Origin of the sequence: Pseudomonas sp. CAU 1711, assembly GCF_039888625.1 — a bacterium.
In the GTDB taxonomy this organism is placed as follows: domain Bacteria; phylum Pseudomonadota; class Gammaproteobacteria; order Pseudomonadales; family Pseudomonadaceae; genus Aquipseudomonas.
The window spans coordinates 175,236-197,749 of the sequence record NZ_JBDQQT010000010.1; the positions used below are offsets into that span (position 1 = coordinate 175,236).

At 61.8% G+C, this 22,514-nt stretch carries 22 protein-coding genes and 1 tRNA gene; 17 read left to right on the forward strand and 6 right to left on the reverse strand.

The genetic code is table 11. From position 1 onward, the window contains the following. Nucleotides 1-181: 181 nt before the first annotated feature. Nucleotides 182-1,633, reverse strand: a complete 1,452-nt coding sequence (gene gabD, locus AAFN46_RS13360; protein ID WP_347809190.1) for an NADP-dependent succinate-semialdehyde dehydrogenase — start codon at nt 1,631-1,633, stop codon at nt 182-184. Between the two features lie 527 nt (nt 1,634-2,160). Between gabD and AAFN46_RS13365 the strand changes: the two genes are divergently transcribed. The 6 genes from AAFN46_RS13365 to AAFN46_RS13390 all read left to right on the forward strand — a co-directional run bounded on the left by AAFN46_RS13365 (nt 2,161) and on the right by AAFN46_RS13390 (nt 8,156). Then, nucleotides 2,161-2,237, forward strand: a tRNA-Arg gene (locus tag AAFN46_RS13365). Between the two features lie 111 nt (nt 2,238-2,348). Then, entirely contained in the window at nt 2,349-2,873 is a 525-nt protein-coding gene (locus tag AAFN46_RS13370) for a Shufflon-specific DNA recombinase (RefSeq protein WP_347809191.1), read from the forward strand. 381 nt (nt 2,874-3,254) lie between these two features. Then, complete coding sequence (locus AAFN46_RS13375; protein WP_347809217.1) at nt 3,255-4,055, forward strand: Dam family site-specific DNA-(adenine-N6)-methyltransferase; 801 nt, start codon at nt 3,255-3,257, stop codon at nt 4,053-4,055. A gap of 12 nt (nt 4,056-4,067) precedes the next feature. After that, complete coding sequence (locus tag AAFN46_RS13380; protein WP_347809192.1) at nt 4,068-5,306, forward strand: metallophosphoesterase; 1,239 nt, start codon at nt 4,068-4,070, stop codon at nt 5,304-5,306. Next, nucleotides 5,303-7,228, forward strand: coding sequence for a hypothetical protein (locus AAFN46_RS13385; RefSeq protein ID WP_347809193.1), 1,926 nt, complete (start codon nt 5,303-5,305; stop codon nt 7,226-7,228). Before AAFN46_RS13380 ends, AAFN46_RS13385 begins: the two co-directional genes overlap by 4 nt. A gap of 7 nt (nt 7,229-7,235) precedes the next feature. Further along, nucleotides 7,236-8,156, forward strand: coding sequence for a hypothetical protein (locus tag AAFN46_RS13390; RefSeq protein ID WP_347809194.1), 921 nt, complete (start codon nt 7,236-7,238; stop codon nt 8,154-8,156). Between the two features lie 272 nt (nt 8,157-8,428). On the opposite strand, the gene desA is transcribed toward AAFN46_RS13390, so the two are convergent. Beyond that, on the reverse strand, nt 8,429-9,613 hold the full coding sequence (gene desA / locus AAFN46_RS13395) for a delta-9 fatty acid desaturase DesA (RefSeq protein WP_347809195.1): 1,185 nt from the start codon (nt 9,611-9,613) through the stop codon (nt 8,429-8,431). Between the two features lie 279 nt (nt 9,614-9,892). On the opposite strand from desA, the gene AAFN46_RS13400 reads away from it, so the two are divergent. Next, on the forward strand, nt 9,893-10,513 hold the full coding sequence (locus tag AAFN46_RS13400) for a LysE family transporter (RefSeq protein ID WP_347809196.1): 621 nt from the start codon (nt 9,893-9,895) through the stop codon (nt 10,511-10,513). 2 nt (nt 10,514-10,515) lie between these two features. On the opposite strand, the gene AAFN46_RS13405 is transcribed toward AAFN46_RS13400, so the two are convergent. Together AAFN46_RS13405 and AAFN46_RS13410 are read right to left on the reverse strand one after the other, a co-directional pair. Next, entirely contained in the window at nt 10,516-11,097 is a 582-nt protein-coding gene (locus AAFN46_RS13405) for an alpha/beta hydrolase (RefSeq protein ID WP_347809197.1), read from the reverse strand. Between the two features lie 134 nt (nt 11,098-11,231). Then, nucleotides 11,232-11,633, reverse strand: coding sequence for a hypothetical protein (locus AAFN46_RS13410; RefSeq protein WP_347809198.1), 402 nt, complete (start codon nt 11,631-11,633; stop codon nt 11,232-11,234). A 124-nt stretch (nt 11,634-11,757) separates the two neighbouring features. On the opposite strand from AAFN46_RS13410, the gene AAFN46_RS13415 reads away from it, so the two are divergent. From AAFN46_RS13415 to AAFN46_RS13425, 3 genes are read left to right on the forward strand one after another with little or no spacing between them, the layout of a single operon-like run. Beyond that, the gene (locus AAFN46_RS13415) at nt 11,758-12,546 is read left to right on the forward strand and encodes a helix-turn-helix domain-containing protein (protein WP_347809199.1); all 789 of its coding nucleotides are present in this window, start codon (nt 11,758-11,760) and stop codon (nt 12,544-12,546) included. 3 nt (nt 12,547-12,549) lie between these two features. After that, nucleotides 12,550-13,245, forward strand: coding sequence for a YafY family protein (locus AAFN46_RS13420; RefSeq protein WP_347809200.1), 696 nt, complete (start codon nt 12,550-12,552; stop codon nt 13,243-13,245). A gap of 58 nt (nt 13,246-13,303) precedes the next feature. Next, complete coding sequence (locus AAFN46_RS13425) at nt 13,304-13,600, forward strand: antibiotic biosynthesis monooxygenase (protein WP_347809201.1); 297 nt, start codon at nt 13,304-13,306, stop codon at nt 13,598-13,600. Nucleotides 13,601-13,621: 21 nt separating this feature from the next. Here AAFN46_RS13425 and AAFN46_RS13430 read toward each other — a convergent pair whose 3' ends face one another. Then, nucleotides 13,622-14,587, reverse strand: coding sequence for a sensor domain-containing diguanylate cyclase (locus AAFN46_RS13430; RefSeq protein WP_347809202.1), 966 nt, complete (start codon nt 14,585-14,587; stop codon nt 13,622-13,624). Between the two features lie 267 nt (nt 14,588-14,854). Here AAFN46_RS13430 and oscA point away from each other — a divergent pair, with 267 nt between their 5' ends. From oscA to AAFN46_RS13460, 6 genes are all read left to right on the forward strand, one after another. After that, on the forward strand, nt 14,855-15,034 hold the full coding sequence (gene oscA, locus AAFN46_RS13435; protein ID WP_347809203.1) for a sulfur starvation response protein OscA: 180 nt from the start codon (nt 14,855-14,857) through the stop codon (nt 15,032-15,034). 96 nt (nt 15,035-15,130) lie between these two features. Beyond that, nucleotides 15,131-16,129, forward strand: coding sequence for a sulfate ABC transporter substrate-binding protein (locus AAFN46_RS13440; protein ID WP_347809204.1), 999 nt, complete (start codon nt 15,131-15,133; stop codon nt 16,127-16,129). 88 nt (nt 16,130-16,217) lie between these two features. Next, on the forward strand, nt 16,218-17,036 hold the full coding sequence (cysT, locus tag AAFN46_RS13445) for a sulfate ABC transporter permease subunit CysT (RefSeq protein WP_347809205.1): 819 nt from the start codon (nt 16,218-16,220) through the stop codon (nt 17,034-17,036). 10 nt (nt 17,037-17,046) lie between these two features. After that, nucleotides 17,047-17,916: a sulfate ABC transporter permease subunit CysW gene (cysW, locus tag AAFN46_RS13450; protein ID WP_347809206.1), complete on the forward strand. Its 870-nt coding sequence runs from the start codon at nt 17,047-17,049 to the stop codon at nt 17,914-17,916. Between the two features lie 4 nt (nt 17,917-17,920). Continuing rightward, nucleotides 17,921-18,889, forward strand: a complete 969-nt coding sequence (locus AAFN46_RS13455) for a sulfate ABC transporter ATP-binding protein (protein WP_347809207.1) — start codon at nt 17,921-17,923, stop codon at nt 18,887-18,889. 186 nt (nt 18,890-19,075) lie between these two features. Continuing rightward, complete coding sequence (locus AAFN46_RS13460; RefSeq protein WP_347809208.1) at nt 19,076-19,840, forward strand: hypothetical protein; 765 nt, start codon at nt 19,076-19,078, stop codon at nt 19,838-19,840. A 312-nt stretch (nt 19,841-20,152) separates the two neighbouring features. On the opposite strand, the gene AAFN46_RS13465 is transcribed toward AAFN46_RS13460, so the two are convergent. Continuing rightward, nucleotides 20,153-21,049, reverse strand: a complete 897-nt coding sequence (locus AAFN46_RS13465) for a LysR family transcriptional regulator (protein ID WP_347809209.1) — start codon at nt 21,047-21,049, stop codon at nt 20,153-20,155. 176 nt (nt 21,050-21,225) lie between these two features. Here AAFN46_RS13465 and AAFN46_RS13470 point away from each other — a divergent pair, with 176 nt between their 5' ends. After that, a complete protein-coding gene (locus AAFN46_RS13470; protein WP_347809210.1) occupies nt 21,226-22,407 on the forward strand; it encodes an acyl-CoA dehydrogenase in 1,182 nt (393 codons plus the stop codon). Nucleotides 22,408-22,514 lie beyond the last annotated feature (107 nt).

Consider the following 22,514-nt stretch of genomic DNA (forward strand, 5'->3'; position numbering starts at 1 on the left):
GTGGCGACCCGGTCCAAGGATGATGACGGGGCGGGGCAGGCGCTGCAGCTAACGATGATCGAACTGTCGCCTGCCCGCTGGCCGTCGGCTGGGTCAGCCGGTGCCACCACCGGAAACGCCGACGCCGGGCGACTCGACTCCTGCCTGTCGCCCGACACCCACGGAAATCACTGCCGCGTGGTTATACCCCACCCAGGCACATGTATTTGATCTCGAGGTAGTCCTCGATGCCGTACTTGGAGCCTTCGCGGCCCAGGCCGGAGGCTTTCACGCCGCCGAAGGGTGCCACCTCGGTGGAGATCAGGCCGGTGTTGATACCCACCATGCCGTACTCCAGGGCCTCGGCCACGCGGAACACGCGGCCCAGGTCGCGGGCGTAGAAGTAGGAGGCCAGGCCGAACTCGGTGTCGTTGGCCAGGCGGATCACTTCGGCCTCGTCCTTGAAGCGGAACACCGGCGCCAGCGGGCCGAAGGTCTCTTCCTTGGCCACGGCGGCGTTGTGCGGCACGTCGATCAGGATGGTCGGCTCGAAGAAGCTGCCGCCCAGGGCGTGCGGCTTGCCGCCGGCGGCCAGCTTGGCGCCCTTGCTCACGGCGTCGGCGATGTGCTCCTCGACCTTGGCCACGGCCTTGTTGTCGATCAGCGGGCCGGTGGTGATGCCCTCTTCCAGGCCGTTGCCGATATTCAGCTTGGCCACGGCGGCCTTGAGCTTGTCGACGAAGGCGTCGTACACGCCGTCCTGCACGTACAGGCGGTTGGCGCACACGCAGGTCTGGCCGTTGTTGCGGTACTTGGAGATCAGCGCGCCTTCCACGGCGGCATCCAGGTCGGCGTCGTCGAACACGATAAAGGGCGCGTTGCCGCCCAGCTCCAGGGACACCTTCTTGATGTCGTGGGCGCACTCGGCCATCAGCTGGCGACCGATCTCGGTGGAGCCGGTGAAGGTCAGCTTGCGCACGATCGGGTTGCTGGTCAGCTCGCCGCCGACTTCGCCGGCGCTGCCGGTGACCACGCTGAACACGCCGGCCGGGATGCCCGCGCGGTGGGCCAGCTCGGCCAGGGCCAGGGCGGAGTACGGGGTCTGGCTGGCCGGCTTGAGCACCATGGTGCAGCCGGCGGCCAGGGCCGGGCCGGCCTTGCGGGTGATCATCGCCGCCGGGAAGTTCCACGGGGTGATGGCCGCAGTCACACCGATCGGCTGCTTGATCACGATGATGCGCTTGTCCGGCTGGTGGCCGGGGATGGTGTCGCCATAGATGCGCTTGGCTTCCTCGGCGAACCACTCGATGAAGGAGGCGGCGTAGGCGATCTCGCCCTTGGCCTCGGCCAGCGGCTTGCCCTGCTCCAGGGTCATCAGGCGGCCGAGGTCGTCCTGGTTGGCCATGATCAGCTCGAACCACTTGCGCAGCTTGCCCGCGCGCTCCTTGGCGGTCAGCGCACGCCAGGCCGGCAGGGCGCGCTCGGCGGCCTCGATGGCGCGGCGGGTCTCGGCGCGGCCCATCTTCGGCACGCTGCCGAGGATCTCGCCGGTGGCCGGGTTGTTCACGGCGATGGTCTGGCCGCTGTCGGCGTCCAGCCACTGGCCGTCGATATAGGCTTGCTGGCGGAACAGCTGGGCGTCTTTCAGTTGCATGGCGTTCTCCTGTACGCGCCACCACGGAGGCAAGGCAGTAAGGGCATAAAGTTCGCCCGCCAAAGGGGCGGGCGGTGCGTTTGAAATGTCAAACGAATCCTAGGGCCGAGTCGCGCAAAGGGCAAGAGCCTTGTTCGATAAAATCAACAAAATAGCAAAAAAGGGGGAACCATCATTTGCTCCGGGCATTTTTCCTTATATCCCACGGCAATGCGGGCGAGCGCGAATTGGCGGGGCTTGGGCGGGCGCGGCGGCAGCATCGTTATCCTGTTCGATATTCGCAACGCTGGCTGTAGTGCCGTTCGCCTCACGCTACAGCCTAGCTGCTCGGGCTGCCGTTGCACGGGCCGGGGCTTCGCCCGGCCCGGCGGCCGCTTCCGCTGGGCCCGTGGCCCGGTCCGCGGCGAGCCCCGGGGGCGATCGCCATATGTCCTAGGTCGCGCTACCGGCCGAATGCGGGGTGCGAGCTTTGCGCGACGGCCCGCATGGACGCGCGCTGGTCGGATGCGTATTATTGCGCCCGCAACGCATCCGTAGCTCAGCTGGATAGAGTACTGCCCTCCGAAGGCAGGGGTCGTGGGTTCGAATCCCGCCGGATGCGCCATCCTTTTCCCTTTGAGATCAAAGGGATGCGCTCCTGACGAAAACCTGTCCTAGGCCTGAAAGTCGTTTTTGCCACAAATTTGCCACAGTTGATGTGGCGTGGATGGTAGGAATGGCAACGATCAGGAATCGCGGCGAGTATCAGTGGGAAGTGCAGATCCGCCGCAAGGGCTATCCAGCTCAGCGCAAGACCTTCGAAACCAAAGCCGATGCCCAAGCCTGGGCGCGCATGATCGAAAGCGAAATGGACCGTGGCGTCTTCGTCTCCCGAGCCGAAGCAGAGCGCACGCTATTCAGCGAACTCATCGATCGCTACATCGCCGAGGTGGCCCCCAAGCACAAGGGCGCCTACTCAGAGATCAAACGCCTCGAGGCCCTCAAACGGCATCCGCTGGCTGGCCGCATTGTCGCTACCCTCACCTCTTCCGATTTCGCTCGCTACCGCGACGAGCGCTTGAAGATTCGCAAGGGCAACACAGTCAAACGCGAGCTCGCGCTGTTTCAATGCGTGCTTGAGGTTGCGCGGCGTGAGTGGGGCATCCACCTGGCTGACAACCCGTGCGGATGGTCAGCCGACCCAGCTACAACGACGAACGTTCCCGCCGCCTGGCTCCCGATGAAGAGGCCTATCTGCTGAGTGCACTCGAATACCATGAGCGTCGTGAAGATGGCACCTATGCGGACGGATCGCACAACCCTTGGATCAAGCGGATCGGGGTCTGAGTCTGCGCCAAAGAGACGTCGTGCAGTGCCAGGATTAGGCCATGGCCGCCTTTGCCAAGGCTATCGTCAGGCCCAAGCCCGTTGTAGGACGCCCTGCTGCCTGAGCAGCCTTTCCAGTAGGATGGCTTAGCTTTCCGCTTGCTGAGTCGGGCTGTTAAATTGCCAGCAGGTAAGGGTGTTCCAAGGCCGAGGAAGAAAAGGCGTGCTTAGGCTAGCCTTTTTGTTTGATTGTGACGGCAGGAAATATTCGGCAAAATCTAGTTGCCCCTGTTTGGGTCTTGAAAAAAGAGTTGCTGTGAAACTAAAAAATAGACCATTAATTCGGTGGGCGGGAAGCAAGACGCGCTTGCTAAATGTCTTGGCGTCACACAGTCCCAGTAGCTATGAGCGGTATATTGAGCCTTTCTGTGGGTCGATGAGCTTATTTCTAAAGCTTTCCCCTCAACGAGCAGTAATGGCAGATATAAATGCAGAGCTTATAAATTTCTACAAGCAAGTCAAAAAACGTCCGCTCAAAGTGTCTCGGGGGATTCACAGTATCCCTCGGGAAAAAGAAGAATATTACAGAATGCGCGAGCTTGATGCTGGCGCCCTCGATGACTTAGAAAAAGCCATTAGATTTTTCTTTCTCAATAGGCATTGCTTTAATGGTGTTTATAGGACAAATAAGGCTGGGAAATTTAATGTTCCGTTCGGAAGTAAGCTGACGGAAGTTCCCAGTCAAGAGGAGATAATGGACTTCTCTAGGAAAATAAAGCATACAGAATTTGTAAATTCCGATTTCGAAAAGATTATTGGAAAAGCTGTGGCTGGAGATTTTATTTACCTTGACCCTCCATATGCCGGCACAGAGTCAAGAGATCGGGGTGAGTATGGCCCATGCTCATTCAAAGAGGATGACATTAAAAGATTGAGCTTATCTCTTGAAGCAGCGTCAGAAAGGGGGGCTAAGATATTGTTGTCGTATGCTAGCATCCCGATTATAAAATCCAGCTTTTCAGGTTGGAATGTAAGCGAAATATCTGTAGAGAGAAGCGTATCTGGCTTCGCAAAGGGCCGTAAAAGGGTGCCGGAAGTTATTATCACAAATTACTAAATGGAATTATTTGTGACTATTCCACTTAGAATAGCAATAGCGACAGATCTTCATTACACATCCGATGAGTCTGGAAGGATATCTCCTCAGGTGTGTATCCACGGATCAAAAATTGATCCTATGGACTCGCTATTTCATTATCTCGATAGTCCCGATCCTGCCATTAGCCCTAAAGCAGATTTGCTAATTTGTCCGGGAGACATAACAACCGGTGCTTGCACAAAATCCTTTGTGCGCGGTTGGGATGATCTTAATAAACTTAAGCAAAAGTTAGGGGCGAAGCATTTAATTGCTGCTACGGGCAATCACGAAATAATATCAAGGGCTGCTAAAGAGCACTCCATATCTGGTAATGCTGAAATTGCGATTCAGCCTTTTGAGCACCTTATCGAGACCAACAATTATCCTGCCTGCTTTGACTCTCCTGATAAGAAATGGGTCTATTGGGGGCGAGGCTATCAAATAGCTCATGGTGATAATTGGGTGGTAGTGATTATAAATAGCTGTCACTACCATAACTCACTTCTCCCTAATGAGTATGAGCGAGGCCGAATCGGACAGGCTGCTTTGGCTGAGTTACGAGAAGGCTTGAAGGGGTTGTCAAAAAGTTACCTGTATCGGATCGTTGTGCTGCACCATCCGCCATCAAATCACGAAGATTTTAACGTTGATTTAGGTAGGACGCCGATGTACAACGGCGATCTTTTACTTCAGGCTCTTGAGGAGACTGGGGAAGATTGGCTTGTAATCCATGGGCATAAGCATCTTTTTCGACTAACAAAGTCAGGTAGCACGGAGTATTCTCCAATAATACTTGGGGCGGCCAGCTTTGGCGCTCTACTAACAGCAGAGCTTGCAAATCAAACAAAGAATCAATTCTATATTGTTGAGCTAAGCATAGAGAATAAAGATTCTGATAATCGCCTGAAAGGTCAATTTGAGTCGATATATTGGGATAGCAGCTCTTGGAATGTTTGTAGTGACGTCGCCCATGGCCTTCCTCATGGATGTGGTTTCAATCCGTCTAGCCCGGCACGGGCAACTGTGCTGGCAAGGGCAATAAAAGAAGCAATAGAGGCGAGTCCTTCCCAGGTAATGAACTGGAAAGAGCTGCAAGACTCTATAAGTGCTCTGAAATTTCTCATGCCCAAAGAAATTCAGATCTTGCATAAGAAGTTAGATGAGTGCGGTATCAAGCGCTCGCCGATGGAGGGGGTGTGGTTTCCACAAGATCTATGGATAGACCAATGAGCTATAACTCTCTCCAAAATGATACCTTTAATGCGCGGCATAAGTCCTCGGCTGAGGTTGCCAAGGATTTCATTCCACCTCCCCAATTTAGCGAAATACTTGAATTCAATAACTGCATTCTTGTTGGGCCGCGTGGAAGCGGTAAAACCACACTCTTGAAGATGCTGCAGACGCCCGCGCTGGCTAGTTGGTACTCAAAAGACAGCGCTGAAAGCGCTGATCTAGTTAAGTTTGTTGGAATATTTGTGGCGGCTGACGTTCGATGGGCAAAGCAGCTGGAGCTGATTACAAAAGGAATAAGTGATCCGCAGAAGAGAGTCTTAATACACGAAAGTGCATTTAGCAATTTTGTAAACTTATCCTTTGTCGAGGCTGTACAAAAATCTATACAGCTCAAGGTGTTAAAGCCTTTTGGCACATCAGTTGAGTCTCTTGATCGAACATCTGAGTCGCTGCTTGCTAGAAGTTTTTCTGACATATGGAAGGCTCAGTCGACTCCTTCATTTTCGGCTCTAAAACACGCATTAAGAGTGCAGCAGTCTGAAATACCTAAAATATGCTCTGAGCTCGCCTCTCGAGATATAACATCTGTATGCACTGATTACCCTTTTATCGGGCTGAGTTGGCTAAATTCACTTACGTTGGCAATCGAAACCATCAATGATCAGCTGGGTGTTGAAGATCAAAAATGGGCGCTTCTTGTTGATGAGCTTGAAATCATTCCGGCCGATCTCCTAACCAGGATTCTTGCGCCACTAAGATCTACTTCAAGTAATCTAGTATTCAAGTATGCGTTAAGCCCAACGGGGGCAGGATCAAATATACTCGCAAGCAATGAAGAAAGTGATCCAACGCAAGGAAATGACTTTTCACCGCTGACACTTTGGAATGCCAAAAAGGAAGACACTCGGGCTTTCTCTACTCTTCTTCTCACGCAAGCACTCAAAAAACGTGGCCTCATAGATTCTGATCTTGAGCTTAATGATGTTTTAGGCTGGTCTGGAACGAGTGAAGAGGATCAAGGTGGCCAGGCTACTGGTGAGACCAATAAAATATCTCTAGAGCAGCGAAAGAAGCTTTTTCAGGAGCTTGCGAATAAAGACTCTTCATTCCAAGAGTATATTATGGGGAAGGGTATAGATATTGAGAGTCTGCCCACCTCGGACAACACCGAGCGCGGCACGCTTGTGCGAAAAATTACGCCTCTGGTTTATTTGAGAAATCATGTAATAAAAAGTTGGTCGCCTGATGGGCATAAGTACAGGTCAAAAATAAGTTATCAGCCATACTTTAGGTATCCAAATATATTGGATCTTACTGAGGGTAATCCTCGCTGGATTTTAAATTTGGCTGAGAACCTAGCTATGGGTGCTAGAACTAAAGGCCAGGGCGTTGATGCTCAGGGGGTGCAGGCTGATGCTATATCCTCATTCAAAGACCGATTTATATCAATGCTCAGGGTTTACCCCGTAGGGCAGTCTGAAAGCGATTTGTCGCTAACTCCATATGATTTTCTAAATGAGTTGGCGCAACATATTCGACAAAAAATATATCAGAATGGGTTTTCGCCGGATCCAGCGTTGGCGTTCAGTATTGATAAGCAGTCAGTTGAGAAATTCGGGGAGCTTATATCAATTTGCATCCACCTGGGTGCACTTGTTTTAGTGGATGACGATGCCTCAAAAGAGTCCGCTTTTATCCCCGGTACTGCAGCTTTGGAAGGGCGAGTTGTTAGAATATGCTATAGGTTAGCACCGGAATTTTTCCTTCCTCTTAGAGCTGGGCGCGACGTGAAAATGCATAGTGCCCTAAGTGGTAAAAAATTTGAGATCAAGCTGGAGCCGGTTAAGGCTAGTCCAGCACCCAGCCCTAAGAAAACTCACCGCCCACTAGAAAAGAAAGATCAACTAGATCTGTTTTAGGTGCCATATGAATCTATCTAAACTTGAGAAATTCACTCCGGCGCAGGAACAGGATTTAGAGTGTGATTTATTTATCGTTTGTAACTGCCTAGAGGCGCGCGCTACTAATGTGCTTAGGAGCCTTAGAGTGGTTGCAGGTAATGTCTTGATAGTTCGTAGTGATGGAATTGATGATATTAGCGACTTACCGGTGAGCTGCAAAAATGTCGTAAAGGTTGACGACAGTGAGAGAGTTTCGGATATCTTGCTGGATTTAATCTCAAAGCAGGGGGCTGAAGTCAAAGTCGTCCTAGATATATCTTGTATGTCTAGAACGCTCATGGCGAATATATTTTCTGTCATGGCGTTTGACTCTCCGAATAGTAGGGTGGAGCTTATAACCTTATATTCTCTGGCAGAGTTTACCTTTCCTGTTGAAAATAGGCTCGCCAATGAAAGTATTGAGCCGGTTCATGGGAGGCTTGCAGGGTGGGCGACTCCAGAAACTAAGCCTACCAGCTTGATACTTGGCTTGGGATATGAGCCAGATAAAGCGGAAGGAGCATCTGAGTATTTCGAGCCGTGTGATCAGTGGGTTTTTATACCTAGATCTCCAATTCCCGAGTTCCTAGAGCAAGTTAATAAAAATAACCATAACTTAATTAGCAAGACCGAAGAAACTCGCTTGATTGAGTATGATGTTGATGATCCTGAATTTACATATGGCCAGCTTGAGCTCGTCATTAGTGCATTAACAAAACACTCGAACCCTGTGCTTCTGCCATTTGGACCTAAGATATTTTTCTTTCTATGCCTGTTCCAATGCTTAAACCACCCAGAGCTTGGGGTTTGGCGGGTTACTGGGAGGGGGGATTCAAATTCGGCTGAAATAACTGCCTCTAAGTACATCATGGGCTTCAGATGTATTCTGGACGCAGCCCCTTCTTGATCAGTGCTGTGAGTTTTCAGGCTCAATACTAGCGGCCAGGGTTGCCACATTTTTGCCACACTCAGCCAGACTTTCTCGGTGATATCTAGCGATCGTTAGCTAATACAACTCTTTGATTTTGCAGCTACTCCGCGCTAACCTCTTGATCGTAAAGGGTGACTTTTAGGACTCCGAAGGCAGGGGTCGTGGGTTCGAATCCCGCCGGATGCGCCATAAATGAAAAGGCCCCGAGGCATATGCCCCGGGGCCTTTTGCTTTGGGCCGGATATCGGTCAGGCCGTGGCCGGGCGCAGCGAGTAGGTCTTGAGCTGCTCGGCGAACTCGCGCAGGGACTGGATGCCGCTGGCCTCGGCCTCGTGCACCCACTGCTTGATCGCCTCGAGCATGTCGTGGCCGTTGCTGCTGGTCCTGACCCAGATCTGCTGCAGGGCGATGCGCTTCTCGTAGATCACCTTGAGCGCCTGACTCTGCGCCAGCAGTTCGCTGATGCGGGCCTGGTGCTGTTCGTCCAGCAGGCTGGTCTCGCGCGCCAGCAGGCGCTTGGCGCGGCGGAACAGGTGGCGCACCGAGGCGTCGGCCTTGGCCAGCTCCTGTTGCACCAGCGGCTTGATCACCAGCTTGCGGTACTGCGCCATGATCTGGAAGCGGTTGTTGAGGATGGCCATGGCGGTGTCCATGTCCAGGCTGCGCTTGCCCTCGACACGGTGGGCGATGGGCGCCACGCGCTGCACCTTGGCCAGGCGCAGGAAGCTGAACAGCTGGATCCAGGCCCAGCCCAGGTCGAACTCCCACTTCTTCACCGACAGCTTGGCGCTGTTCGGGTAGGTATGGTGGTTGTTGTGCAGTTCCTCGCCGCCGATCAGGATGCCCCAGGGCAGCAGGTTGGTGGCGGCGTCGCGGCACTCGAAGTTGCGGTAGCCGACGGCATGGCCGAGGCCGTTGATCACGCCCGCCGCCCATACCGGAATCCACATCATCTGCACCGCCCACACGGTCATGCCGAGCACGCCGAACAGGGCCAGGTCGATGATCGCCATCAGGGTCACGCCGCCGATCGGGTAGCGGCTGTAGACGTTGCGCTCGAGCCAGTCGTCCGGGCAGTTCTTGCCGTAGATGCGCAGGGTCTCCTGGTTCTTCGCTTCTTCCTGGTACAGCTCGGCGCCCTTGCGCAGCACGGTGCCCAGGCCCTTGACCACCGGGCTGTGGGGGTCGTCCACGGTCTCGCACTTGGCGTGGTGCTTGCGGTGGATGGCGGTCCACTCGCGGGTGTTCTGGCCGGTGCTCAGCCACAACCAGAGACGGAAGAAATGCTTGAGCGCGGGGTGCAGTTCCAGCGCGCGGTGCGCGGAGTAGCGGTGCAGGTAGACGGTGACGCTGACGATGGTGATATGGGTCAGCACTAGGGTGACCGCCACCAACTGCCAGGGCGACAGGTCGAGAAAGCCGTTGTACCACATGAAAGGAATTGCCTCGCGGGGAAGAAAGAGCCGGCCCATTGTCGGGCCTCTTTGGCATTATCCGGATGAGTCGGGAGAATGCCAGTACGCCTTTAGACGAGAATGCGCTGCTCGCCCTTCTATCTATAATGCGCGGCATTTCACATATGCGCCATGGCCGGCATCCTCGCTCAATCCTTGGAGCAGCCCCACGCCCTCGACGCCCGGCCGAGCGCGGCACTTGCGTGGCGGCGGTTCTGCCGCCATCTTGAGCGGCCCGCCCGGCAGAAGGACTGCGCCATGCTCGAACTCGTCTCGGTCGTCACCATCACCCTGCTCGCCGTGATCAGCCCCGGCGCCGACTTCGCCATGGTCAGCCGCAACAGCATGTTCCTCTCGCGCCGCGCCGGGCTGCTCACGGCGCTGGGCATCGGCCTCGGTGTGCTGGTCCACGTCGGCTACTCGATGCTCGGCATCGGCCTGCTGATCTCTCAGTCGATCCTGCTGTTCAACCTGGTCAAGTTCGTCGGCGCCGCCTACCTGATCTGGCTCGGCATCGGCATGCTGCGCAGCCGCAGGCAGGACCCGCAGCAGGTCGTGGCCGCGCCCCGGCTGAGCGACTGGCAGGCGCTGCGGATCGGCTTCCTGACCAATGCGCTGAACCCCAAGACCACGCTGTTCGTGGTCGCCCTGTTCACCCAGGTGATCGGCCCGGACACCGCGACCCTGACTCAGCTCGGCTATGGCCTGTTCATGGCCGCGGCCCACCTGTTCTGGTTCGCCCTGGTGGCCTACGGCTTGTCCTCGGAGGCCGCGCGCGGCTTCGTCGGCCGTTGCCGCCATCTGATCGAGCGCGCCATCGGTGGCGTGCTGGTGGCGCTGGGGTTGGGTCTGGCGGCCTCCTCGCTGCAGCGCGGTTGACTTCAGGCGCGTTGCAGCCGCTGGCGCTCGATCCGCCGCTGCAGGCGGTACAGGTAGGCGAAGCCCTGCTCCCAGCGGCGATGCCCGGACTTCACGTTGATATGCCCGGCGCCGGGCAGGATGACCGCCTCGCTGCCCCAGTCGCGGGCCAGCTGCAGGGCACGCTCGGCGCTGGCGGCGGGATCGCTGTCGGAGCCCACCAGCAGGCTGGGGAACGGCAGGGGCTGGCGCGCGATGGGGGCGAAGCCGCGCAGGGCCTCGGGGCAGTTGTCCCGCTCGACATCGGCCGGCGCCACCAGCAGGGCGCCGCGTACCTTGAGCAGCGCGGCCTGCGGCGCCTGCGCTGCCCAACGCGCCAGGGTCACGCAGCCCAGACTGTGCGCCACCAGAATCAGCGGCCCGCGGGCGGCCGCCACCTCGCGCTGCAGGGCGGCGACCCAGGCCCGCGGCTCGGGGCGCTCCCAGTTCGCCTGTTCGACCCGGCCGGCATTCGGCAGGCTGCGCTGCCAGTGGCTCTGCCAGTGCTCCTGCGGAGAGCCCTGCCAGCCCGGCAGGATCAGGTAGTGGGTGGTCTGGCTGGCCATGGGCTGCCTCCTGGAAGGGATGAGAGGCCAGTCTAGGGGGCGGTGTTTCGCAAGTTAAGGAATAAGAATTTATTTGCTTATTCTTTTTTTGCTGGATCGGCCGGCGGCGGCCGGCCGAGCGGCTGTCGGCCGGGTCAGGCCGGTAGCGCCTCGGAGCGCTGCAGTCCCAGCCACTCCAGCTCCACGAACAGCAGCACCGTCAGCGCCTGGCCGATGACGAACGCCTGGCCGAGCGGGTTGGGCGCGATCCAGCCGGCGAGCAGGAGCAGCAGGCTGTCCACCACCCACAGCGCGTTGATCGCCAGAACGGCCCACACCAGCAGGCGGTTGACCGTCTCGCCGCTGCTCAGCCAGAGCAGGAAGGCGCCGAGTGGCAGCAGAGCCAGGCCGCTGCCGAGCAGCAACTCGCGCGGCATGGCCAGCAACTCGGCGAGCCAGGCGCTGGCCAGTACCAACAGGGAGCCGCTGACCAGGCCGAGCAGGCCATCGGCGAACAGGGCACGGCGCAGCAGGGGGGAAGCGTTCAGGGTATGCATGGCGAATCCTCCGATGAGGGCGCCGGGTTGGCGCCTGGCCATAGGGTTCCTTCGCCGCCTGTGGTGCGTCGATTACCTGCCAGGTAATGGTCGCGATGACGGCCCTGGGCTATCGTCCGCCAGCATGAATACTCTCAATCACCCCGTCGGGGCCCTGCTGCGCCAGTGGCGCCAACGCCGCCGCCTGAGCCAGCTCGATCTCGCCTGCGAGGCGGATATCTCCACGCGCCATCTGAGCTTCGTCGAGACCGGCAGAGCCCAGCCCAGCCGCGACATGCTGCTGCACCTGGCCGAGCGCCTGGATATTCCCCTGCGCGAGCGCAACCGTCTGCTCACCGCCGCCGGCTACGCGCCGCTGTACAGCCAGCATGGCCTGGACGATCCGGCACTGGCCGCCGCCCGCGCCGCCATCGAGCAGTTGCTCAAGGCCCATGAACCCTACCCGGCGCTGACCATCGACCGGCAGTGGAATCTGCTGGCGGCCAACGCCGCGGTGGCGCCTTTCCTCGTCGGTCTGCCGGCCGAGCTGCTCGGCCCGCCGCTCAATGTGCTGCGCGTCTCCTTGCATCCCGACGGCCTGGCGCCGCGCATCGTCAACCTGGCGCAGTGGCGCGCCTACCTGCTGATGCGCCTGCAGCACGACATCGGCCGCAGTGGCGACCCGCAACTGCTGGCGCTGCAGGAGGAGTTGCTGGGCTATCCGGCCCCCGCCGAGCGCGTCGAGGCGGTGGCGGAGAGCGTGCTGATGCCGCTGCAGTTCCGCACCGAGCGGGGCGTGCTCAGCCTGATCAGCACCATCACGGTGTTCGGCACGCCCAACGACGTGACCCTGGCCGAGCTGGCCCTGGAGACCTTCTTCCCGGCCGACGCGGCCAGCGCGCAGCTGTTGCGCGCCCTGGCGGCGGAGGGCTGAGGCATGCGCAAGGCCGACAGGCTGTTCCAGCTGGTCAACCTGATCCGCGTCCATCAGCCCATCAGCGCCCAGCGCCTGGCCGAACGCCTCGGCGTCTCGGTGCGCAGCGTCTACCGCTATATCGATGACCTGTCCCTGAGCGGCGTGCCCCTGTATGGCGAGCCGGGCCGCGGCTACGCCCTGCGCCCGGGCTTCGAGCTGCCGCCCTTGAGCCTCGACGAGGACGAGCTGGCCGCGCTGCTGCTCGGCACCGAACTGCTGACCCGCAGCACCGGCCCCGCGCTGGCCGCGGCGGCGCGCTCGCTGCTGGCCAAGCTGGGGGCCGCGCTGCCGGCCATGCCCGATCCCGCCTCGGCGCCGCTACGGGCGCCGCTGCTGGCTGATACCCAGACGCCGACGCGCCACTGGGACGCCCTGCACGACGCCATCCGTCATGCCCAGGCGGTGCGGCTGCACTACCTGGATGGCCAGCAGCGCGCCTCGGAGCGCCTGCTGCGGCCGCTCGGCCTGTTCTACTGGGGCGGCAAGTGGACGGTGGGCGGCTGGTGCCTGCTGCGCGAGGACTATCGCGACTTCCGCCTGGATCGCATCCAGCACCTGCAGCGGGTGCCGGACCCGGTGCCCCTGCCGGCGGGTGTCGACCTGCAGCGCTACCTGCGGCACCAGGCCCTGGCCTGGCAGCGGGCCGCCGAGCAGTGACAGCACGCTGTCAGCAGCCTCGGCGAGGATGACGGCTCCCACAGCAAGGAGCATCACCATGCAAGCCACCGAGGTACTGGAAGTCGCACTGTTCGAGGTCAAGCCGGGCTACGAGGCCGAGATGCCGGCGTTACGGGCGGGGTTGCGTCAGGCGTTGCGGGATTTCCCCGGCCTGCTCGAACTGCAGACCTATTCGCCGCTGGCGGACGACCGCGTGTTCGCCGACATCGCGCGCTGGGACAGCCTGGAGAACGCCCAGGCGGCGGCGACCGCCTTCGCCGCCGGCGACCCCCGTTTCGCGCCCTACATGGAGGCGATCCACAGCCTGCGCTTCATGGGCCACTTCCGCAGTTGAGGTCCGGCAGGCGCGCGGGGGTCAGCCGAGCACTATGCAGTCCTTGCCCGCGCGCTTGGCCTGGTACATGGCCGCGTCGGCGCGGGCGTAGAGATCGTCCAGCGCATCGCCGGCGCGCAGTTCGGTGATGCCCTGGCTGATGCTCACGGCGAAGCTGCCGGCCTCGACGTCGAAGCGCAGCCGCTGCACCTCGCGCTGCAGGCGCTCGGCGACCTGGCGGGCCTGCTGCAGGTCGCAGTCGGGGAAGAGGGCGGCGAACTCCTCGCCGCCGATGCGCCCGAACAGGTCGTCGCGGCGCAGCACGTAGGCGCCGCAGTGGGCCACGCGCTGCAGCACGCGGTCGCCCATCTGGTGGCCGTGAGCGTCGTTGATCTTCTTGAAGTCGTCGATGTCCAGCAGCAGGAAGGCCAGCGGCTGGCCTTCGCTCTGCGCCGCCAGGAGCCGCGCCTGCGCCTGCTCGAAGAAGTGCCGGCGATTGCTGGCGCCGGTCAGCACGTCGCGGGTGGCCAGGCGCTGCAACTCGCTCTGCAGGGCCTTCTTCTCGGTGATGTCCTCGGCGATGCCGACGACCAGGCTCTGCCCGCCGAGCAGGCGCGGCGAGCTGAGAAAGCACTTGTCGCTGAGCCAGCGCACTTCGCCATCGCCGCGGACGATGCGGTACTCGCGCTGCTCCACCGAGCCCAGCTGATGCACCGACTGCAGGCTCTGCACGGCGTACTCCATGTCGTCCGGGTAGATGCTGTCGAGCCACTGGTCGTAGCCGGCCAGCAGCAGGGCGGCGCTGCGGCCGAAGATGCGCTCGTAGGCGGGGCTGACGTACACCACCTTGTGCGCCGTCCAGTCCAGCGCCCAGAGCACCACGTTGAGGCTGCCCAGCAGGCTGTTCACCAGGCGTTCGCGCTCGTGCAGGCGTTCCACTTCGCCACGGCTATGCAGCAGGGCGAGGGTCAGGGTTTCCACATCGCTGGGGCTTTGCTCGTCGGCCATGGCGGCCACCTCGCGGCAGACATGGCTACAGGCTATGCCTGGCCCGGTCCTGCGGCGACCGGCGCAGGGCCGAGATGTGATGGACGGCATGGAATCGGACCGCATGGTCAGGATAGCGCCGGCCGCCGGCCCCGTGCGACGGAGGGGACGAGCATGTATAGATCTTTATGGAATATATAAATCGATAAATATTCTTTCAAAGAATATAAGGGCCGCCCCTAATATCCGCTCCACGCCCACCACCGGGCCCATGTCGAGGAGCAGAGCATGAGTACCACCCCCAGCGGCGTGGCGGCCCAGGCCGAAGCCGGCATCCTGAGCGAGATTCAGGCCGTCCTGCAGGGCCTGCGCTTCGGCTCGGTGGAGATCACCGTGCACAACGGCCAGGTGGTGCAGATCGAGCGCAAGGAAAAATTCCGCCTGCCGCCGCCGCCCAAACAACCCTGACACCCCAGGCCCGACCGGATCACCGGAGGGCGTGAGCACAACCGACAACACGCTGCGCCAATGCCACGCCACTACCGCATCCCCAGGAGCCTCACCATGTCTATCCGCACCTTCGCCCTGGCCACCCTCGCCGGCGCCCTGTTCGCCAGCCCGGCCTTCGCCGCCACGGCCATCCTCAACGTCTCCTACGACCCGACCCGCGAGCTGTACAACGAGTTCAACGCCGCCTTCAACCAGCACTGGCAGCGCCAGGGCCACGAGGCGCTGACCATCCAGCAATCCCACGGCGGCTCGGGCAAACAGGCGCGCGCGGTGATCGACGGCCTGCGCGCCGACGTGGTGACCCTGGCCCTGGCCGGCGATATCGACGAGCTGAACAGGCTCGGCAAGCTGATCCCCGCGGACTGGCAGAGCCGCCTGCCACACGCCAGCACGCCCTACACCTCGACCATCGTGTTCCTGGTGCGCAAGGGCAACCCCAAGGGCATCCAGGACTGGGCCGACCTGACCCGGGACGGCGTGGAAGTCATCACCCCCAATCCGAAGACCAGCGGCGGCGCGCGCTGGAACTTCCTCGCCGCCTGGGCCTGGGCGCAGCGGCAGTACGGCAGCGAGGCCAAGGCCGAGGAGTACGTGAAGCAGCTGTACCAGCATGTGCCGGTGCTGGACACCGGCGCCCGTGGCTCGACCATCACCTTCGTCAACAACCAGATCGGCGACGTGCTGCTGGCCTGGGAGAACGAAGCCTTCCTGGCCCTCAAGGAACAGGGTGGCGAGCAGTTCGAGATAGTCGCGCCCTCGCTGTCCATTCTCGCCGAGCCGCCGGTGGCCGTGGTCGACAAGAACGTCGACAAGAAGGGCACCCGCGAGGTGGCCAGCGCCTACCTGCAGTATCTGTACAGCGAGGAAGGCCAGCGCATCGCCGCCAAGAATTACTACCGACCGCGTGACGCGAAGGTCGCCGCCGAGTTCGCCGGACAGTTCCCAGAGCTGAAGCTGGTGAGCATCGACCAGGACTTCGGCGGCTGGAAGACCGCCCAGCCGAAGTTCTTCGACGATGGCGGCATCTTCGACCGGATCTACCTGGCGCACTAAGAACGGCCACGAGCGACGAGCCCCAAGCTGCAAGCGGGCTCGTCGCGGGTGGCATCGACTTGTCGCTTGCAGCCTAAGCCGAGGTCCCATGTCTCGCCGCATTTCCCCCGTCATACCCGGCTTCGGGCTGACCCTGGGCTACACCCTGGTGTACCTCAGCTTGTTGGTGCTGATTCCCCTGGGCGCCCTGTTCATCCACGCCGCCCAGCTCAGCTGGGAGCAGATCTGGGCCATCGTCAGCGCGCCGCGGGTGCTCGCCGCGCTGAAGCTGAGCTTCGCCACCGCGCTGGCCGCCGCCGTGCTCAATGGGCTGATCGGCACCCTGCTGGCCTGGGTGCTGGTGCGCTACCCGTTTCCCGGGCGCAAGCTGATCGACGCCATGATCGACCTGCCGTTCGCCCTGCCCACGGCTGTCGCCGGCATCGCCCTCACCGCGTTGTACGCACCGGCCGGCTCGGTCGGCCAGTTCGCCACGGCGCTGGGCCTGAAGATCGCCTACACCCCGATCGGCATCACCCTGGCGCTGACCTTCGTCACCCTGCCCTTCGTCGTGCGCACCCTGCAGCCGGTGCTGGCCGATATCCCGCGTGAAGTGGAGGAGGCCGCCGCCTGCCTGGGCGCCAAGCCGCTGCAGGTGTTCCGCCATGTGCTGCTGCCGGCCCTGCTGCCGGCCTGGCTGACCGGCTTCGCCCTGGCCTTCGCCCGTGGCGTCGGCGAGTACGGCTCGGTGATCTTCATCGCCGGCAACATGCCGATGAAGACCGAGATCCTGCCGCTGCTGATCATGGTCAAGCTCGACCAGTACGACTACCACGGCGCCACCACCATCGGCGTGCTGATGCTGCTGGTGTCCTTCACCCTGCTGCTGCTGATCAACCTGCTGCAGCGCCGCATCGAGCGCCCCTGAGGAGGCCCACATGAGTTCCCTGACCCTGTCGGCCGCGGCCCAGGTCAACGCCGCCCGCCGCGGCAACGCCAACGGCCGCCGAGCGCTGATCGCCGGCGCCTGGCTGGTGTTCGCCCTGTTTCTCCTGCTGCCGCTGCTGGTGGTGCTGAGCGAGGCGCTCAAGCTCGGCCTGGGCACCTTCTTCGGCGCGTTGCTGGAGCCGGACGCGTTGTCCGCGCTGCGACTGACCCTGCTCGCAGTGGCCATCGCCGTGCCGCTCAACCTGGTGTTCGGCGTGGCCGCCGCCTGGTGCGTGAGCAAGCACCAGTTCCGCGGCAAGAGCCTGCTGGTGACCCTGATCGACCTGCCGTTCTCGGTGTCGCCGGTGATCGCCGGTCTGATCTACGTGCTGCTGTTCGGCGCTCAGGGCTTCTTCGGGAGCTGGCTGCAGGAGCGCGATATCCAGATCATCTTCGCCCTGCCCGGCATCGTCCTCGCCACCGTGTTCGTCACCGTGCCCTTCGTCGCCCGCGAGCTGATCCCGCTGATGCAGGAGCAGGGCAGCCAGGAGGAGGAGGCCGCGCGCCTGCTCGGCGCGGGTGGCTGGCAGATGTTCTGGCACGTGACCCTGCCCAACATCAAGTGGGGCCTGATCTACGGCGTGGTGCTGTGCGCCGCGCGGGCCATGGGCGAGTTCGGCGCGGTGTCGGTGGTGTCCGGACATATCCGTGGCTACACCAACACCCTGCCGCTGCACGTCGAGATTCTCTACAACGAATACAACCACGTCGCCGCCTTCAGCGTGGCCAGCCTGCTGCTGGCCCTGGCCCTGGTCATCCTGCTGCTCAAGCAGTGGAGCGAGGCGCGTCTGTCCCGACTCAAGTCTGCTGATCAGGAGTAACCCCATGAGCATCGCAGTGCGTAATGTCAGCAAGCAGTTCGGCGCCTTCCGCGCCCTCGACGACATCAACCTGGATATCCGCAGCGGCGAGCTGGTGGCTCTGCTCGGCCCCTCCGGCTGCGGCAAGACCAGCCTGCTGCGCATCATCGCCGGCCTGGAGAGTCCGGACAGCGGCAGCATCCAGTTCCATGGCGAGGACGTGTCCAACCACGACGTGCGCGACCGCAACGTCGGCTTCGTCTTCCAGCACTACGCGCTATTTCGCCACATGACGGTGTTCGACAACGTCGCCTTCGGCCTGCGCATGAAGCCCAAGCGCGAGCGGCCGAGCGAGCGCGAGATCGCCGCGCGGGTGCACGAGCTGCTGGGCATGGTACAGCTCGACTGGCTGGCCGAGCGCTACCCGGAGCAGCTGTCCGGCGGCCAGCGCCAGCGCATCGCCCTGGCCCGTGCCCTGGCCGTGCGGCCCAAGGTGCTGCTGCTCGACGAGCCGTTCGGCGCGTTGGATGCCAAGGTGCGCAAGGAACTGCGTCGCTGGCTGGCGCGCCTGCACGAGGAGATCAACCTGACCTCGGTGTTCGTCACCCACGACCAGGAAGAGGCCATGGAAGTGGCCGACCGCATCGTGGTGATGAACAAGGGCGCGATCGAGCAGGTCGGCTCGCCCGCCGAAGTCTACGAGCGGCCGGCCAGCGACTTCGTCTACCACTTCCTCGGCGACGCCAACCGCCTGCAGCTCGGTGGTGACCGGCAGCTGCTGTTCCGCCCGCACGAGGTGTCGCTGTCGCGCCTGGCCGTGGCGGGGCATCAGCGTGCCGAGGTGCGCGATATCCGCCCGCTCGGCGCCATCACCCGGGTCACCCTGCGGATCGCCAGTCAGGAGGAGCCGATAGAGGCCGAAGTCGGCAAGGACCACGCCAGCCTGAGCGGGCTGGCGCGCGGCGAGGCGATCTACTTCATGCCCAGGGTCTGATCGAGCCGGCGCGGCCGCTAGCACAAGTGCGGCCGCGCCGGCGCCACGACGCCAAAATTGCGATGCAAATCACTCTTTTGGCTCATCCTTTGCTATCACAAGCGCAGTAGGCTGTTTCCACTGCGCCTGTGGCCTGCGGGCCCATAACCAATCCGCGCCGACAAGAATAATAAGGAGCGACCGGGGATGAACCGTAATCCTTTGATTCGATTTTGCTTTTATATGCTTCTCGGGCTCATGGCGAGCCTCTCCGCGATTGCCCAGGCCGCCGCCATGACCGCCGCCGAACAGGTCCAGGTGTATGCCAGCCGGGCCACCAGCAGCCTGCTGCTGCTGCGCGGCGAGGGCTTCCAGGATGAGCACCAGCGCCGCCTGGAGCAGGATATCGCCGATCTGGAGGGCGCCGCCCAGAATGCCATGAGCGCCAGTTCGGAGATCCCCGGGCTGACCACCAAGCTTGTTACCCAGTTACGCCTGGGTGTTTCCTTTGGCCCCAACGAAGACAACATGCCCTGGGAATATCCCCAGGATCTGGCCAAGGCCCTGCGCGAACTGCTGACCGTGGCCCGTGCCGTGCCGAACGCCGATCCGGCGGGCGAGCTGCCGGCCAAAGTCGAGTATCTCGGCGTGCAGTATCTCAGCCGTTCCTATATCGGCAGCTTCGAGATCGCCCGCGAGCAGCCCGACAACTATGTCGGCCAGGACGAGCGCCAGCTGGTCCCGAAGATCGACGCCGAGCTTGGCCAGCTGGACACCAAGGCCAACGGCGCGGTGGCCAGGTTGAAGACCCGCTGGAAGTTCCTGCGCGCCGCGCTGATGGACATGAACAGCGGCAGCAACACCCTGGCCAGCACCTCCGGCCGTGCCTTCGCGCCGACCACAGTGGATCGTCATACCCGCTCGCTGACCGACCAGTGGATGGGCCTGGGCCAGGTGGCCGGTTCGCCATAATCCGTTGTGCTGTGCAAAAAGCCGGGCTCATGCCCGTAATGCTGTTCACTTAAGAAAACGCCGCGACTTCTTTACAGAGCTGCGGCGTTTTTCCGACTTGGCCAGCGGCGAAAGGCTCTGCGCAATACCATGACCTGGATGTCGCGCGCTCCCCTCTCCCTGGGGGGAGGGACTATCGCCTACTCGTTGCCTGGCCCTCACCCCGACCCTCTCCCAGGGGGAGAACGACAGCCGCAGACCTGAACCAAGAAAAGTCCGGCCGTGGCCGTGATTCCGCTAAGTGAGCAGCATTAGGGCTCATGCCCGGCTTTTTCATGCCCGGTACTCGCGAGCCGCCTGCAGCAGCCAGTCGCGGAAGGCGCGCAGGGCGGCGGACTCGACCTTGCGCTCGGGAATCATCAGGCGGTAGGCCTTGTCGCTGCTCAGCAGCGCCGCCGGATGGGCCCGCACCAGGCGGCCCTCGGTCAGTTCGCGCTCGATCAGAAACGGCGGGATCAGCGCCACGCCCATGCCGTGGGCGGCGGCCTGGGCCAGCATGGAGAACAGCTCGTAGCGCGGCCCGCTGAGGTCGCGCGGCACGCTCAGGCCCTGGGCGGCGAACCACTGGCGCCAGACGTAGGGCCGGGTGCTCTGTTGCAGCAGCGGCTGCTCGGCCAGTTCGGCGGCGGCGAAGGCCGCGCGTCCGGCCAGCAGCTCGGGGCTGCACACCGGCACGGGCTCCTCCGGCATCAGGTAGTGCGCCTCGGTACCCGACCAGTCGCCGTCGCCGAAGTAGATGGCGGCATCGAAGGCGGTGTCGGCGAACAGGAAGGGGCGGGTGCGGTTGGTCAGGTGCACCGTCACTTCCGGGTGCAGCTGCTGGAACGCCTTGAGGCGCGGCACCAGCCACTGGGTGGCGAAGGTCGGCACCACCGCCAGTTCCAGGCTCTGCGCGCCCTGGCGGCCCATCGCGGCGAGGGTGTCGCGCTCCACCGCGTCCAGCTGCGCGGCGACCTTGCGGCTGTAGGCCAGGCCCGCTTCGGTCAGCTTCACCCCACGCCGCGAGCGGCGGAACAGCTCGATGCCGAGGAACTCCTCCAGCCCGGCGATCTGCCGGCACACCGCGCTCTGGGTCAGCGCCAGCTCCTCGGCGGCCTTGGTGAAGCTCTGGTGGCGGGCGGCCGACTCGAAGGCCACCAGGGCGGCGGTGCTGGGAATCTTGCGGCGCATTTATGCCAACGCCTCACTCTTAACGGCAATAAACGTCATTTCAGACTATCTCGGAGTGAGTATTTCGCACAACAGCGTGCGAAATACTCGTTTGCCGCGCGCCGTGCAGGGGCCTAGGCTTTCACCACTGCCCGGTTCCGTGCCGGCCCTTCACTGCCACGTTTCGAGGATCAATCATGGCCGCCAAGGCAAGCTTCAACTGGATCGACCCGCTGCTGCTGGACCAGCAGCTGACCGAGGAAGAGCGCATGGTGCGCGACAGCGCCCAGCAGTTCGCCGCCGACAAGCTGGCCCCGCGCGTGCTGGAGGCCTTCCGCCATGAAAAGACCGACCCGGCGATCTTCCGCGAGATGGGCGAGACCGGCCTGCTCGGCGCCACCATTCCCGAAGCCTACGGCGGCAGTGGCCTGAACTACGTGTGCTACGGCCTGATCGCTCGCGAAGTGGAGCGCGTCGACTCCGGCTACCGCTCGATGATGAGCGTGCAGTCGTCGCTGGTGATGGTGCCGATTTACGAGTTCGGCAATGAGGCGACCAAGCAGAAGTACCTGCCGAAACTCGCGTCTGGCGAATACATCGGCTGCTTCGGCCTGACCGAGCCGAACCACGGTTCCGACCCGGGCTCGATGATCACCCGCGCCAAGAAAGTCGACGGCGGCTACCGTTTGACCGGCAGCAAGATGTGGATCACCAATAGCCCCATTGCCGATGTATTTGTGGTCTGGGCGAAAGATGATGCCGGTGAGATCCGCGGCTTCGTCCTGGAAAAAGGCTGGGAAGGCCTCTCCGCCCCGGCGATCCATGGCAAGGTCGGCCTGCGCGCCTCGATCACCGGCGAGATCGTCATGGACAACGTGTTCTGCCCGGAAGAGAACGCCTTCCCCGAGGTGCGCGGCCTGAAAGGCCCGTTCACCTGCCTCAACTCCGCCCGTTACGGCATCAGCTGGGGCGCCTTGGGCGCCGCCGAGTTCTGCTGGCACACCGCCCGCCAATACTGCCTGGACCGCACCCAGTTCGGCCGCCCGCTGGCGCAGACCCAGTTGATCCAGAAGAAGCTGGCCGATATGCAGACCGAGATCACCCTGGCCCTGCAGGGCTGCCTGCGCCTGGGGCGGATGAAGGACGAAGGCACCGCCGCGGTGGAAATCACCTCGATCATGAAGCGCAACAGCTGCGGCAAGGCGCTGGATATCGCGCGCATGGCCCGCGACATGATGGGCGGCAACGGCATCAGCGACGAGTTCGGCGTGGCCCGCCATCTGGTCAACCTCGAAGTGGTCAACACCTACGAGGGCACCCACGACGTCCACGCGCTGATCCTCGGCCGCGCGCAGACCGGGCTGCAGGCGTTCTTCTAAAGACAGCGCCAAGCCGCAAGCTTCAAGCCGCAAGAAGAAGCGGCACGGCTCGCGGCTTACGCCCCGAACATTCCCCAAGCTTCAGGCGTTCTGCCGTCAACCAGGGC